The organism is Wolbachia endosymbiont (group B) of Longitarsus flavicornis, assembly GCF_964028135.1.
Lineage (GTDB): Bacteria > Pseudomonadota > Alphaproteobacteria > Rickettsiales > Anaplasmataceae > Wolbachia.
Map to the genome: position 1 here is coordinate 909,331 of NZ_OZ034758.1, position 15,040 is coordinate 924,370.

Genomic DNA, 15,040 nt, shown 5'->3' on the forward strand with positions numbered 1-15,040 from the left:
TATTAAATGCTAAACACTGATTTAACAAAAAGTAGTAAATTAGATGATATTGTATCTTCTGATTTATTGGCTATGAATGACTTTATCTTCAAAAATGTCAATGATGAAGGTATTAAGCTTGCTACCGATATTACATCTCATCTTATTAATTCAGGAGGAAAAAAGATAAGGCCTAAGCTCATTTTTATTATTTGTAAAATGCTGAATGACTCTGGAGAGAGTAGGATCAACATTGCTGCATCGGTAGAATTTATACACAACGCTACTTTACTTCATGATGATGTGCTTGATGAAAGTAAGGCACGCCATGGAGTTGCAACAGCAAATAAAATTTGGGGGAATAAATCAAGCATTTTAGTTGGTGATCTATTATTGACCTTAGCATTTAGATGGCTTATAGAATGTGGGAATTTAAGTGTTCTCTCTATTTTATCTAAGGCATCTAATTTGCTTGTCAAGGGTGAGATAAAGCAGATGACAACGCGTTTTGACCCTAACACAATTAGGAAAAATTATTTTAATATCATTGGAGAAAAGACAGCATCTTTATTTTCTGCATGCTGCGAGGCTGCATCAGTAGTATCTGGAGCCACAAGTGACGAAACAGAGAGGCTAAGGAATTTCGGGTTTAATTTTGGTATGGCATTCCAAATAATTGATGACGTGCTAGATTATACTGCTAATCAAGGCACTTTAGGAAAGCAACTTGGAAAAGATTTCTTTGAAGGTAAAGTTACTTTACCTTCTATTATAGCATATGAAAAAGGCAGCCCATCAGAACAAAAATTCTGGGAGAAATCTTTTTCTTCAGCTAGACACAATTTTGACCAAGCATTACAATATATTAATCATCATAATGCCATTCATGTTTCTATGGAAGAAGCTAAACACTATATTAATATGGCGCAAAGTAATATTGATACTTTTTCTGATTCTCTTTACAAAACTACTTTGATTGACTTTTTAAATGCAAGCATAGAAAGACAAGGATAGCTAACGCTTGATATTTTTAGATTGATTGTTATATATTTATTAAGTTTGTAAGGGTGAATGATATGTCAGATAGTAATAGAGAGAAAAAAAAGAAATTTGCAGATATGGTCAGTAAACGAAAAGGGGATGATCAAGAAGATCAGCAAACAGGTGATTTAAGTGAAGAGCTTAATATATTAAAAGAACGTGCAGTTCAGCTTGAAGATCATTTACGTCGCGCTGTTGCGGATAATGAAAACGTTAAACGTATAATGCAAAAGCAAATTAGCGATGCAAGTGATTATGCAGTCACAAAATTTGCACGTGATATGATCGACTCTTGTGACAATTTAAAAAAAGCAATGGAAAACTTGAAAGATGATGATCCTATTCATGAAGGAATAAAAGTGGCGCACCAAAAGATTGTGAGTGATCTAAAAAAACATGGAATAGAAGAAATAGATCCAATAGGTAACTCTTTTGACAGCAATTTACATCAAGCTGTTGTGGAAAGAGAAGATAATGAAAAAGAGCCTGGCACTATTGTAGAAGTACTACAAACTGGTTATACAATTAAAAATAGGTTGCTTCGTCCTGCAATGGTTATTCTTTCTAAAAAATCTGCTGATTGCGAAAGTAACTAATAAAACACTCAAGGTATGGAAGAAGTTGTCTTCTCAGGTATTCAGCCAAGTGGAGTATTACACTTGGGCAATTATCTTGGTGCAATTAAGCAGTGGATAGGCTTACAGGATAAATATAAATCTCTTTTTTGTGTTGTTGATCTGCATGCAATCACAGCAAATAAGCTTCCCGCAAATGAATTAAAAAATAATATTTTTAAAGCAGCAGCAACTTATATTGCATGTGGAATAGATCCGGAAAAGTCGATTATTTTCAATCAATCCGCAGTTAGTGGTCATGCAGAATTGGGCTGGCTGCTAGGGTGCTATACACCAATTGGTTGGCTTAATCGTATGACTCAATTTAAAGATAAGGCTGGAAGCGATAGACAAAAAGCTTCTCTTGGGTTATATAGCTACCCAGTACTTATGGCTGCGGATATATTGCTGTATCAAACTAAATATGTTCCTGTTGGCGATGATCAAAAACAGCATTTAGAACTTGCACGTGATATTGCATCAGCTTTTAACAATCATTATAAATGTAGTCATTTCATCATACCTGAAATCTTAACTTTGGATTGTACATCAAGGATAATGAGCTTAAGAGATGGAGCAAGCAAGATGAGCAAATCTGATCCTTCAGAATATTCATGCATTAACCTTAACGATACAAATGACTTAATTGTCAAGAAAATAGAAAAAGCAAAAACAGATTCAATTCTAGGCTTTGATTTTGCTACTTTAAAGTGCCGTCCAGAAGTAAACAATTTGGTAAACATTTATTCAGTGCTTAGTGATTTAAATGTGGAAAAAGTGTGTGAAGAAGTGAATAAACATGATATGAAACACTTTAAAAAAGAGTTGGCTGGCTTAATCATCAGTGTTATATCACCCATACGTGAGAAGTTGAACGGTCTTTTGAAGGATCAGCTCCATTTACATAAAATATTAAAAGAAGGTACAGAAAAAGCAGCAGAGATTGCAAATAACAATATAAAAAAGATCAAGGATATTATAGGGTTTGTTCAATAGGTTACAACTATTTCTTCCCATGGCTTTCAAATCGTGCAGCTATTTTCTTTACACTAACATGAGTGAGAAGAGGTTTTTTACTAACCGGAAGTTTAGAATCGGACTTTGCTGTTATGGGGTTCATTTTAGATCTTTTATTTCCTACCGGAAATGAGTGAGATTGGGAGGCAGTTTCTTGCGATGGTGCAGGATCTTTCTTCATACCGATATCTGCTTGTGTTGCAGGGGTGGCTTTGCTCTTAGCAACTTGATTTTGCTCAAATTTTCCTACTATTGACTTTACTCTACCGTCCTTCTTGCTATTTACTTTTTCTTTTATAATAACCGCTTTTACTTCTGATGCTGCTTTATCAGCAGATTTTTTCAGGATTGGTTTACTTTCAGCTGATTTTTGCGAAGTCACTTCTACTATTATTGGTTTCGTGCTCACTTGTTGATCAACAATATCTAGCCTTTTAGGATTTGACAGTATTTCAGATTTATCTTCTTTAGTTTCTTGCCTAATTTCTTGATTGGTAGCGTTTAGCGCTGGTGGCTCTGGAGCCTGTCTCTTTTTATATCCTCTTCTTGTTCCTGCATTTTTCTTAGGTTTCGTTTTGTGAGTTGGCTCCTTTTTAGCTAACTTTGAGTCTTCCGAATCTTTTGTTGAAGATTTACTACTTTTCTCTTGATAATTTGATATTTCCTCATGTCCAGACTCTTCACTTAATGAACTTTCATAGCCTGAATCTTCAGGAGATACATTCTCTATTTCTGGTTTAAAGTGTACCTTTTTTGAGGCAGTAGGAGGTGGCGGAGGTGCTGTTGTTGGCCGTTTTATTCTCTTCATAACTAATTTTCCTACCGGCTGTTTTCCTTCTTGCAGCTTAGGAGTATCTTCCTTCTGCTTTGATGTCGTTTTATTTTCCGTGCTTACTTCGTATGATTTATGTGCTTTATTGCCTTTTCCACTCTGTTTCGAATCTAAAATTTCTTTAAGTCCTTTCTTGAATAGATTAATTGTACTTAAAATATTTGTGTATTCGGCTGCTTTTTCTATAGTGAAACCTGATAATTCATCACCAACAAAATTTTTTATGTCATTATCATTAGTTGGAATATCTTTTCCCAAGACTCTATCTAATATCCCTTTTAATGTTCCAATAAAACCGAGTGGCTTTGTGCTCAAAGGTTCTACATAATTATTCAAGTCGCTATATATAACAAATTTGGCTACATCTTTTGCGTTGTTTGTAAAATTCTTCAGAGCTTGAGATAAATCTTTCAGTGTTTCATCATATTGTTCATTAATTTTTTTTGTATCCTTCAGCTTTATGACTCTTATCAAAGAATTGAGATTTTTATCATAATTGTCACTTTTAAATAGATCACTCATACCAATTACTGTTTATCGTTTACTTAAATATAAATTCAAAGTATTAAGACCGAGTAAATGTTATATGACTTATCCTCTGACTCATAAACGCTTGCGTTCCTTAATGTGCAAAAAAATTTCAATAATCTTCAATCAGCAATAGTATAGAAATCCAAAAAACAAGTAGCTAACACTGGAACCTAGGAATTATGATTGAGCACAAGTTGATGAGTATAGTTGTTTTATGTTGAAATACAGCATTTATGGAAAGATTAGATGTCAGTCTAGAATGACACCCTTTCTGGAAAACTCGGATTACAGTGTTTGTATAACTTAATAATTAGAAACTAAAGGAGTTCTTTTTTAAAAAACTTAAGTTATACTTATAAGTATTTGATATCTTTTGTAGTGATTATGCTAAGTCTAAGCTGCCTTTATGGTGATAATGCAGAATTTGTAGAAGAAATGTATAGCCGTTATCTGCAGGGCGATAAATCAATCGGGGAGGATTGGAATAGGATTTTTTCAAGCAATTTAGAAATGAATAAAGCAGAACCCTGCAGAGCACAGAATGAAGCCAAGGTAGATGCTGATGATTTAGCAAATTTTTTCAGATCTTATAGTCACTTTTTTGCAGACTTAAATCCATTATCACCGAATGTAAATAAGGAAATAGATTATCAAAAATACTTGAATCTTTCTCCTACAAGTGACACTAGAATCTACAGAGATATTTACTGCAAGAATATCGGTTTTGAATTTATGCATATTTCCTCTTATGAGGAAAGAGTTTGGCTGCAGGAGAAAATTGAAAATCAGGTCTATACGCTAAGCCCTCAGGATAAAAAAGAAATACTAAGGCACTTGATTGAATCTGAGATGTTCGAGCAATTTCTCCATATGAAATTTCCTGGATATAAGCGTTTTTCTATCGAAGGTGGGGAGTCAGCCATTGTTGCAATTGAAAGAGTTATTAGTGATTCTGCAGCTTTTGGTATTGAAGAAATAGTTCTTGGTATGGCCCACCGAGGACGGCTTAATGTTCTAACCAAAGTGATGGGAAAAGATTATGCGGCAATGCTGTCTGAATTTCAAGGCAACCTTGCATATCCAAGTGGTCTTGAGGTGTCTGGTGATGTCAAATATCACCTTGGTTACTCTTCTGATCGAGCACTTGCTGGTGGTAAAAAAATACACTTAAGTTTATGTCCTAACCCATCTCACCTTGAGGCGGTAAATCCGGTTCTAGCTGGAAGAGTAAGAGCAAAACAAAATACGAGATCTGTGCTTGGCATATCAATTCATGGTGATGCGGCTTTTATCGGGCAGGGAGTGGTTGCTGAAACCCTGACTTTGAGCAACATTGAAGGTTATAAAGTTGGTGGTATCGTGCATATTGTCATTAATAACCAAGTTGGTTTTACTGCAAATCCTAGTTGTGCACGCTCTTCTTTTTATTGTACTGATGTAGCAAAATCAATAGAAGCTCCAATATTTCATGTTAATGGAGATAATCCAGAAGCCGTGAGTTTTGCCGCGAATTTGGGAATGGAGTATGTGCAGAAATTTAAAAAGGATGTGGTGATTGACATAATATGCTACCGCAAATATGGCCATAATGAAGGCGATGAGCCAAATTTTACTCAGCCACTTATGTATAAAGCAATATCAAAGCATAAAACTCCAGGCACGCTGTACGAAGAGAAGCTGACTGCAGAGAAAGTGCTAGGTAGCGATGAAGTAAGTAAATTACGCAGCGAATTTAGAACAAGATTAGATAAAAGCCTTACTGAGTCAACGACTTATACTCCGAAGAAAGCTGACTGGTTTGATGGAGTGTGGTTAAAACTCAGGAGAGCAAAGTTGAACGATTTGAGTGAATATTATACGGACTCTGGTGTTTCACCAGATGAGCTAAAAAAATTAGGTGTACACATAAATAGCAATATTCCAAGTAGTTTTAATCTCAATAATAAAGTCAGAAGAATACTTGATGGCAGAATAGACAGTATAAATTCCGGTAGCAACATAGACTGGGCAACTGCTGAAAGTCTTGCATTCGCGTCATTGCTTAAAGAAGGAATAGGAGTGCGCTTGTCAGGACAAGATTCTGGTCGCGGTACCTTCTCGCACCGTCATTCAAGACTTGTTGATCAAGTAACAGAAGAAACGTTTATTCCACTGAACAACATAAGTGAGAAGCAAGCTCGCTTTGAAGTTATAGATAGCGCACTATCTGAGTATGCTGTGATGGGTTTTGAATATGGATATAGCCTTGATTCTCCTTATTCACTTGTGCTCTGGGAAGGGCAGTTCGGTGATTTTGCAAATGGCGCGCAAATTATGATCGACCAATTTATCTCATCTGCAGAAACAAAGTGGTTGCGGTCAAGTGGTCTAGTTTTACTTTTGCCTCATGGTTATGAAGGGCAGGGGCCTGAGCATAGTTCTGCTCGTATAGAGAGGTTTTTGCAGCTCTGTGCAGAGGATAATATGCAGGTGGTTAATTGCTCTACTCCTGCGAATTATTTTCATGCTTTACGCCGACAAATTAATCGAGATTTTCGTAAGCCTTTAGTGGTGTTTACACCTAAATCACTATTGCGTCATAAAAGCGCAGTTTCTAACCTTTCTGACTTTGAAGGAAAATTTCTTACGGTAATTCCAGAGTGTAGAAAAGGTTTAGTTGCAAGTGATAAAATACGTAAAGTTGTAATATGTAGTGGTAAAGTTTATTACGACATAATTGAAATGCTTGAAGCACAAAAAATAAACGATATAGCAGTAGTGCGTTTAGAACAATTTTATCCATTCCCGGCCGATAAACTAGGCAGTGAACTTGAAAAATATAAGAACGCTGAAATTACATGGTGTCAAGAGGAACCAAAAAATATGGGAGGATGGTTCTTTGTCAACCCATTGATAGAAGAGGTATTGTCTGGCCTCAATGCTCAAGCAAAAAGACCTAAGTGCATTGCAAGACCTGCTGCTGCATCTCCTGCATGTGGTTATGCTAATGTCCATGCTCAACAACAAGCAGAAATTTTGAAGCAAGTTGTGCAGGGTATCTAGCACAATCTCACAGATATTGAAGCGAAAGCTAGAAAGCGAACATTGTTCTTAATATTTGGCACTGCAGCCGGGTGCGATAGAAAATATATCACAACAATCAAATTGCTTGTATACTCATACAAATATAAAAAGACTTTACTTTTTTAATAAAAGCTTAATATTTATTAACATTTTCATTTATTTTTCTTAAAATAGTTAATATAGTTAATATTAATATTAACTATATTAAGATATATATGAAGACAGAAATATTTGAGAGGCTAATAGGGCAAACTAGACTACGCAGCGATAGCAAGGCTAAAATCATACGGTTAAATAGAGACAAAAAGGCTTTTATAGATGAGGATAAAAAGTCTATCGAATTAGCTGAGGCTATTTTTGCAGAAAATAATATGTTTCGTTTTCGTAAACCAGGTCCTGCTACGGATTACATTTTGCACAAACTAATAAATGATAGAAAGCTTCTCGAGGAAATGAAAGATAGAGGTACAAGTATAATACGTCTTTTTTCTTTGCTATCAATGTATCGTGGTCTTCCTAAGTGCTATGTTGTGAGAAAAGAAGGGTGTATTACTGAGTTTGGAATACTTACTTATATTGACGAATGTTTAGAATCAGTACCTTTAGAAGACTTTATACTTATTGAGTCTGCTTCGTACCTAGAGTACATTTTGTTTGAGAATGATGATATTAGAAATAGGTTAGCTGAAGATTTGACTGAAGATAAAACAAAATTAGATATTTTCGTAAATGGAATTTTAGCAATAAATAGCTCGGATTTAGTATTATCTTGTATCAACACAATCGAGGCTTTTAATGAGGAAGCTAGAAATTTTGTCAATCACATACAGAAAACCAATAGGATGGACTACCTCTTTAAGGAAAATGGTACAACACTTGTAAAGTTAGTTCTAAAAGAATTATTAAAACTTTCTATTTTACAAGAAAGAGAAAACACTACATTAGAATTTCCTCAAATTTCGAGTGTGGAACATTGTAATGGGCTATAGACTTTAAAATGTGCAAGGCTCATTTAAATATGAGCCTCAGTATCGCTTAACTTTTATGGAGCATACTTTAACTTTATTTCACTTCCACCAAGGGAATATTGTTCCAGCTATTGCTGCCATAGTTATCAATAGAAGCGTTTAGGTAATCTGTATCAAATCGTACTGGTACATCAAATTCGAAGCTTGCGGTGATTATTGTGCCTTTTGCTGGTGGTTTCATAAATGCTATTTCTCCAGTTGAATAATTCACTGAATATTTTTCTGTCTTTTCACCATCTAGGTAAATTTTTATTGTATCATGCACTGGCTTTTTAATAGTTCGTATATGCTTGTCTTTTCCACTTATGTAAGTTTTCATCAGTTGAAAGATCGTTTTTTTATCGTCTCCTATGCCAATTTCTTGATTGATAACTGTAAAGTCTGACCAATCCTTAAAACGAAATCCTATTGCTTTACCTTTTCGTGCCTGAAAAAATGTTATGAGTTCTGTTAGCTGCTCGTTTGACCTGACTCCATAAGCTATGTTATACCTGGCACGTGCACGAGACCAATTAATATTGCGCTGCTCACAACCATTATGAGTTGTTACAACGTCAGTGGAAAATTCAGGTCCTCTAGTGGAACCATAAGATATATTTTCTGGAAATCTAATTTCTGTAAATGACATATGCCCTCCTGTAAAAATAAAATTGAGTTGATATAGATGAAGTAGGAAAGATCTTAAATTTTTGAAGCTGCTTTATCAATCAGGCTATAAATTTTAAATCCCGTTTCTTCTAAAAAAGTAAAGGTGTTGTTTTCTCCTACCTTACCTTTCAGTTCGTTAATGTCTTGATGACTCTGCGTTAACTGATATGCACAAATACATGCAACAACTAAAGCCACTCCAGCAAAACATGCTAAAGGCATTGGTTGAGTAAAAACAGCAGCTATAGCAGATGCTGTGAATGCTATAGCTGTTATTACAGCAGCTATGCTATAAATAGCTTCTCTTCTGTAACAACTATTGATTAATTTCTTTTCTATTGCCTCTTGTTGTGTTTCTTGCCCTTGTTGATGAGAAATAGTAATTACTGTATCTGTATGAATTGGATCACTAGCGCTGGTATCAATTCTCTCTTTTTGTGTTTCATGATCTTGCACAATTGCTGATTTGCTAGTTCTGATATTATATTGTTCTTCTTGCTCTGATTGATCAGAAGCAGGAACTTCTGTCACCTCACCAAAGATTTCTTCATTAGAAACTGGTTGACTTTCTGTTATATCTTCAGAAATTTCACTTAGGAGTGGCACAAAATGCCTCATGTAATTCACTATACGAACAACCTTATCGCCTTCACCTTCTTCACCTGTAGTAATATATCTACCACCTATAGGTTCTTCTTCTAGTGCTATCACTTCAATTTTCACTTTGTACTTTTCACATATCATTTTTCCTTCAATCTCTGGACGACCCCATATAGCTAGAGAATTAGTTTCTGTAGACATATTTTTAATGTTGTTTAGATATTTAGAAAAAGACTTGGAATTATCTGGCTTAATAGTAACTTTTTCTCCTTTTTCTTTTCCATCTTCGCTTATTTCTTCTTCTTTATCTTTACTTGTTTCATATTCGTCTAGTAACAAATCATCATCTGTGCCATACCTACTTTTCAAAATCTCTAAAATCTTCCCTTCTCTATCTTCACGATATTCCTCTAGTAACCAGCTGAAAAACTCCTCTTCTGTATATTTGGTTATTATTTCTTCATCTTTACACCAGTCTGTTTGTGCAGATATGCCTTTTTCATCTTCGCTATTTCTTTCCTTCGCTATTACTTTGCTATCCAAATTTCCTTCACCTACAAAATATCCTCCTTCTTCAGCATCTTCTGTTATTTTGTTATAAACCCACGAATTTGCATTTGCTCTAGCATAATTTTCACAATCTTCTCTTAATGATTTTGCGGTAAAACGATGACCAGGTTTTATATTTAGCTCATTCAATCCTTGAGCCACGGAGTCAAAAAAGCAATCTCCTTCTGATATAGAAGCTCCTATTTTTAGCTTTTTAGGATAAGCTTCCTTTAGCTCATTCAATGAATTACTTTTTTTTGTTTTTTGTGCATTAAATTTTTTAAATAGTTTTTCTAGCCTTTGAGAATAAACAGAGTTTAGATTCTTAGATAAAAATTTACTTAATTTTGTGCTTTTTTCGGCTTGCCGAAAAAGAGCAATTGGTTTTCTGTTGAAATTTTTCATGTTATAACTCCAAAATAATGATTGTATTTTAATAGATTAATCAGCCTAGGAAGGCTAATTACTTAAGGTCGTGCTGTGTTGCAAGCAAACATCACCTACTTTTCTTGAACTAATATGTAGCCTATACATATTGTTACTTACTATATCTTAACTATACTTAAACTCTCTTGTGCTGTCAAGCAGGAAATTTATTAATCTTTTAACTCATTCACTTTTTTGCGTAATATATTCAAATCAGTTTTTCCTACAAAAAGACTATCTCCTATTATCAAAAAAGGTGTACCGCCTACTCCTAGATCCCTTACTAAAAGTTTGCTGTTGTTTATCATTTGCTCAATTTTGTCTGCATTATTTTTCATAGAGTTATTAAAATCGTTCTCGTTGATCCCTATATTTTTTACTATATCTAATATAGTTTCGTCTGAAAATTCTCCTCTGTGATCTAGTGCAGCATAGTGAAAATCTAAGTACTTTTCTTTATCGATAAAATAAGTTGCTAAAGCACCTTTTGCTGCCTTTAAAGAATTGTTACCAAGTATTGGAGCATCCCTAAAGATATACTTAATTTTGCCATCATTGATCAATTGTTTTACATCGTTCTTTATAGCTTTGCAATATCCACAAGAATAGTCAAAAAAACCTACAGCTATGATATTGCTATTTTCATTTCCTGAGTAAGGATAAGTGGAGTCGAATATTTCATTTTTATGCTGAGAAATTTTATTTTTGGTTGCATTAGCATAACTATTTTTAGCTGACTCTTCCTGGAGAGCTTTTAGAACTCTATCAAAATTTTTACTGATGTAATTATCCAATCTCTCACCTATATAATCATCATTTAAGTTCTGACTGCGGTGTGAAAGCCAATTGTTTATTACTGGTAAACTTGCTACTGCAAGTATAAAAATCAATAAAAATGGTATTTTAGACATACACTTACTTAAAGAATACAAATATTAAAGAAATGCTCAATGTTAAAACATTTTTATCAAGAAATGCAAACTTTATATATGTTATATCAGAGAATCTGGTGATATTAAGTAACGAAAACGTGTGTATAATAAGGCATTTGAGATTTAAGCAATCCTTACCGCCACGTATAACAATTGTAACCGCGGCGGTAAAAAAGTTGATTATTTTATAACCGCCGCATATAATGCTGACAGACACGGCGGTAAATTATATGAGCGAACCAATAATTGGTAGAGAGGAAGAAATAGCCATTCTAGAAAATAAGCTTCTTTCTCAATCTGCTGAGTTTATTGCAATTTACGGTCGGCGTCGTGTGGGTAAGACATATCTAATAAAACAATTTTTCAGTAAGCATGCCGATATTTTATTTGAACAGACCGGCCTTAATGATGGTACTCTGCAGGAGCAGCTTACAATTTTTACACAGTCGTTATCACATACTTTTTATAAAGGTGCAAGGATGGCTTTGCCTAAAAACTGGATGGATGCCCTACAACAACTCACACTTGCTGTTGATCACAATACGCATGAAGATGAACAAGTTGTTTTATTTTTTGATGAGTTGCCATGGCTCGCGGCAAGAAAATCTAGTTTTCTCAAAGCATTGGAATATTTTTGGAATACACGTTGGACATATCGAAAGAAACTTATCTTGGTTGTATGTGGTTCAGCAGCTTCTTGGATGTTGGAAAACTTAATCTATAGTAAGGGGGGATTACATAATCGTATTACTGCAAGGATACCTTTGCAGCCTTTTAACTTACGTGAAGCTAAAGAGTATCTGAGATATTTAGGGGTTAATCTTAACCACCAACAAATACTACAGATCTATATGGCTATGGGAGGAATACCACATTATCTCAAAGAAGTAAGTAAGGGGCTATCAGCAACACAAAATATTAATATGATCTGCTTTCAGAAGGACGGTTTATTATTTGATGAGTTTGATATGCTATTTCATTCTTTATATGAAGAACCAGAAGCGTATCTAAGCATTATTCGCGCAATTACAAAAAAGCCAAAAGGAATCAGTAGAAAAGAACTTATAAAAGCAACTAAAACGACGGAAGGTGGTCGCTTAACTGCTAAATTAAGGAGTTTAGAAGAAGCAGGATTTATTGATGGTTTTTTACCACTGAACAAGGGAAAAAGAGGAGTATATTATAGGGTGGTTGATGAATATATATTATTTTATCTGACATGGATTGAGCCGTTTAAAGAAGTAACAAAAAGGGCAATAATAAGTGATGCTCACTATTGGGAGTTAGCGATAAAGAAACCAGCTTGGCTAACATGGACAGGGCAAACATTTGAAGCAGTATGTTTTAAGCATGCCAATAAAATTAGAAGAAAACTAGATATAGAACATATAGGAGTCATATGTGGGGATTGGCAACATCACCCAGAAAAGAATAGTAAAGAGTTTGGTGCACAAATAGATTTGGTTTTCGATAGAGAGGATAGATGTACAATGCTTTGTGAAATAAAATATAGCGATAAACCTTACCAGGTAACAAAGGAATTTGTTGAACAATTAAAAAGAAAAGAGATGGTTTATAGAGAAAGAGCAAAGTCAAAGAAACAGATATTCTGGGTACTAATTGCTGCAAATGGAGCTCCTGAAAATCAATATCTAAAAGATACGATACATCATGTGATTACACTAGAAGATTTGTTTTGAGTAGCTTTGAATTTTAAAAAGGTTGTATGATAACGATTGTCTACAATTTGCAGTGTTTGTACAATAACAGATGAGCATAGAAGTATTTTAAACCAAAATTAATAATGATGGTGGATAAATGATTGTAGGTATTTTGTCTGGTTATTGTGATGAAATTTTTAAAAACTCTTTTTAACTTAACATTATTAGTATTTTTTGTAACTCCTGCATCTGAAGCAAGGTGGAGCAAGTACGAAGATGCTTCTGTTGAGGTTAAGTTTTCTAATGTTAACATTAATGTTAATAGAGATGGTACCTACGAAACGGAAGTAGAACTTCAAGCAAAAATACTCAAAGAATCTGGACGTGATAGATTCTCTCTATACAGTCTTGTTTACAATGATGATAGTGCAGATTTTACTGTTTTAGAGGCTAAAGCAGCTTATAATGGAGAGGAATATATAGTTACTGAAGATATGATGGAGGATAAGCCACTGGCTAGTCCTGGTAAAGGCTTTGATCAGCTAAGGCAAGTAACCATACCATTTCCTAAAATAGAAATTGGTACAGAAGTATATTTAAGGTATAAACGAGTTAATAAAAAGGTTCCTGTTGATAATTTTTATAGCTTGAGCTTTTCTTATTATGGGGATTATTTACAAGCAGAAAATACTAAAATAAATTCTGAATTGCCTCTAGAAATTAAAGTGAATGATCCAAGAGAAGTACTAGAGATCTCTGAGAAGAAAAAGAAAGGTTTACATTCTATAAGCATTGCTTTAAAGAAAGCAGTTTATGAAAACACAATAAATGAACCACATAATGGAATATTGAATATTAAACACAACACTTGGGTATCACTGTCGAGTCTATCTAAATGGGAGGATTTGGCTAAAAAATTAGCCCCTGGGTATCATAGCGTCATTAATCAGCCACTTCCTGCAACTTTTAAAGCTATAGCAGAATCTGCTATCAGTGAGAGTGCTGATGAAGATAAGATCAATGCTGTTACTTCTTTATTGAATGAAAAAGTTCAGTACATGGGAGACTGGCGTACAGTATCAGGAAAATATTTCCCGAGAGATTTGGAGAAAATTGCTGATTCTCAAGTTGGGGATTGCAAAGACTTTTCTGCTAGCACGGCTGCTATTTTACAAGAACTTGGTTATAAAGTTCAACCTATTTTAGTTATGAGAGGAACTACTAGCACTTCTAATCCTGAAGCATTACCTAATATGGGTAATTTTAATCATGTGATGCTCAGAGTAATAAATAGAGATGGAAAAATATATTGGATTGATCCAACTAACACTGTCAGTATGGCACAGGGTATTTTTCCAGACATTGCTGATAGGAGTGCTCTAGTACTGGATTCTGAGGAAGCAGATTACATAAAGATTCCTGCTGTACAAGGTGAAAATTCAAAAGTGATATCTCATAGTGAATTAACTATAGAAGATAATGTTGTAAATGAATATGGCCGGCTTACCGTACAAGGGGAAGCAGCCCTAGGTTTAACAGGGGTTGGATTGTATTATTCAAATGAGCAATTAAGGGATTCTGTTTTTCATATGATTAGTGGGGTATATCTTGATGAAGAAGAAAAGAAGTTCTTAGAATTGCCTGACCTTACTTTACGTAATGTAGAAGATCTTACAATCAAATATGAGTTTCAGCAAAAAAATAAGATTTTTAAGACAAATCTAGGACCTGCTTTGAATTTAGGAGATAATTGGCTTAATGATGTTGTCAATACAGCTTATGACCAAGTGTCAGACCTTTTTATTGGTGTTCCTAAAACTAAGGAAAGCCATATGATAATAAAAGATATCAAAATTAAAAACTGTGAAAATTTGAATTTTGAAATAGATTCTCCTTGGTTATATGTAAATAGGTTCTGTAAATATAAAAATGATGGAACCGAATTTAGCAATTTAATAACCATAAAGAAAAGCTTTATTACCAATGAAGAATTAAAGACTGCTGAATATAAAAACTTAAAAAGCGAATTGGAGAATAATTTTTCTAGAGCCTCTATAATAATAAGTGAATGAGTTGTGCTGGGAAAAGCACTTCTTAAAAGGCTTAAAATTTTTAAAAT

General features: G+C 34.2%; 11 protein-coding genes. 7 read left to right on the plus strand and 4 right to left on the minus strand.

The window, feature by feature from the left end:
- Positions 1-6: 6 nt before the first annotated feature.
- The 3 genes from ABWU45_RS04230 (at position 7) to trpS (ending at position 2,630) form a co-directional block, all read left to right on the plus strand.
- Entirely contained in the window at positions 7-993 is a 987-nt protein-coding gene (locus ABWU45_RS04230; protein WP_353277908.1) for a polyprenyl synthetase family protein, read from the plus strand.
- A 62-nt stretch (positions 994-1,055) separates the two neighbouring features.
- Positions 1,056-1,616 (plus strand): nucleotide exchange factor GrpE, encoded by a 561-nt coding sequence (locus ABWU45_RS04235; RefSeq protein ID WP_264683123.1) that lies wholly within the window; start codon positions 1,056-1,058, stop codon positions 1,614-1,616.
- Positions 1,617-1,631: 15 nt separating this feature from the next.
- Positions 1,632-2,630 carry a tryptophan--tRNA ligase gene (gene trpS, locus ABWU45_RS04240; protein WP_353277910.1) on the plus strand — a complete coding sequence of 333 codons (999 nt, stop codon included), beginning with the start codon at positions 1,632-1,634 and terminating at the stop codon, positions 2,628-2,630.
- A gap of 7 nt (positions 2,631-2,637) precedes the next feature.
- Here the strand turns inward: trpS and ABWU45_RS04245 are convergent, their stop codons facing one another.
- Positions 2,638-4,005, minus strand: coding sequence for a hypothetical protein (locus ABWU45_RS04245; RefSeq protein WP_264683127.1), 1,368 nt, complete (start codon positions 4,003-4,005; stop codon positions 2,638-2,640).
- Between the two features lie 393 nt (positions 4,006-4,398).
- On the opposite strand from ABWU45_RS04245, the gene ABWU45_RS04250 reads away from it, so the two are divergent.
- On the plus strand, positions 4,399-7,056 hold the full coding sequence (locus ABWU45_RS04250) for a 2-oxoglutarate dehydrogenase E1 component (RefSeq protein ID WP_353277912.1): 2,658 nt from the start codon (positions 4,399-4,401) through the stop codon (positions 7,054-7,056).
- A 236-nt stretch (positions 7,057-7,292) separates the two neighbouring features.
- Positions 7,293-8,066 carry a hypothetical protein gene (locus ABWU45_RS04255; RefSeq protein WP_353277914.1) on the plus strand — a complete coding sequence of 258 codons (774 nt, stop codon included), beginning with the start codon at positions 7,293-7,295 and terminating at the stop codon, positions 8,064-8,066.
- A 73-nt stretch (positions 8,067-8,139) separates the two neighbouring features.
- On the opposite strand, the gene ABWU45_RS04260 is transcribed toward ABWU45_RS04255, so the two are convergent.
- The 3 genes from ABWU45_RS04260 to ABWU45_RS04270 form a co-directional block, all read right to left on the minus strand.
- Positions 8,140-8,733 carry a TIGR02217 family protein gene (locus tag ABWU45_RS04260; protein WP_353277916.1) on the minus strand — a complete coding sequence of 198 codons (594 nt, stop codon included), beginning with the start codon at positions 8,731-8,733 and terminating at the stop codon, positions 8,140-8,142.
- 53 nt (positions 8,734-8,786) lie between these two features.
- On the minus strand, positions 8,787-10,145 hold the full coding sequence (locus ABWU45_RS04265; RefSeq protein WP_353277918.1) for a hypothetical protein: 1,359 nt from the start codon (positions 10,143-10,145) through the stop codon (positions 8,787-8,789).
- A gap of 353 nt (positions 10,146-10,498) precedes the next feature.
- Complete coding sequence (locus tag ABWU45_RS04270) at positions 10,499-11,239, minus strand: DsbA family protein (RefSeq protein WP_353277920.1); 741 nt, start codon at positions 11,237-11,239, stop codon at positions 10,499-10,501.
- 251 nt (positions 11,240-11,490) lie between these two features.
- Here ABWU45_RS04270 and ABWU45_RS04275 point away from each other — a divergent pair, with 251 nt between their 5' ends.
- Positions 11,491-12,960, plus strand: a complete 1,470-nt coding sequence (locus ABWU45_RS04275; protein WP_353277921.1) for an AAA family ATPase — start codon at positions 11,491-11,493, stop codon at positions 12,958-12,960.
- A gap of 149 nt (positions 12,961-13,109) precedes the next feature.
- Entirely contained in the window at positions 13,110-14,993 is a 1,884-nt protein-coding gene (locus ABWU45_RS04280; protein ID WP_353277923.1) for a DUF3857 domain-containing protein, read from the plus strand.
- Positions 14,994-15,040 lie beyond the last annotated feature (47 nt).

Bases quoted from the DNA above. Each gene is read 5' to 3' on its own strand.
- ABWU45_RS04230 (WP_353277908.1), top strand. From the start codon at position 7: ATGCTAAACACTGATTTAACAAAAAGTAGTAAATTAGATGATATTGTA.
- trpS (WP_353277910.1), top strand. From the start codon at position 1,632: ATGGAAGAAGTTGTCTTCTCAGGTATTCAGCCAAGTGGAGTATTACAC.
- ABWU45_RS04235 (WP_264683123.1), top strand. From the start codon at position 1,056: ATGTCAGATAGTAATAGAGAGAAAAAAAAGAAATTTGCAGATATGGTC.
- ABWU45_RS04255 (WP_353277914.1), top strand. From the start codon at position 7,293: ATGAAGACAGAAATATTTGAGAGGCTAATAGGGCAAACTAGACTACGC.
- ABWU45_RS04270 (WP_353277920.1), bottom strand. From the start codon at position 11,239: ATGTCTAAAATACCATTTTTATTGATTTTTATACTTGCAGTAGCAAGT.
- ABWU45_RS04250 (WP_353277912.1), top strand. From the start codon at position 4,399: ATGCTAAGTCTAAGCTGCCTTTATGGTGATAATGCAGAATTTGTAGAA.
- ABWU45_RS04280 (WP_353277923.1), top strand. From the start codon at position 13,110: ATGAAATTTTTAAAAACTCTTTTTAACTTAACATTATTAGTATTTTTT.
- ABWU45_RS04275 (WP_353277921.1), top strand. From the start codon at position 11,491: ATGAGCGAACCAATAATTGGTAGAGAGGAAGAAATAGCCATTCTAGAA.
- ABWU45_RS04260 (WP_353277916.1), bottom strand. From the start codon at position 8,733: ATGTCATTTACAGAAATTAGATTTCCAGAAAATATATCTTATGGTTCC.
- ABWU45_RS04245 (WP_264683127.1), bottom strand. From the start codon at position 4,005: ATGAGTGATCTATTTAAAAGTGACAATTATGATAAAAATCTCAATTCT.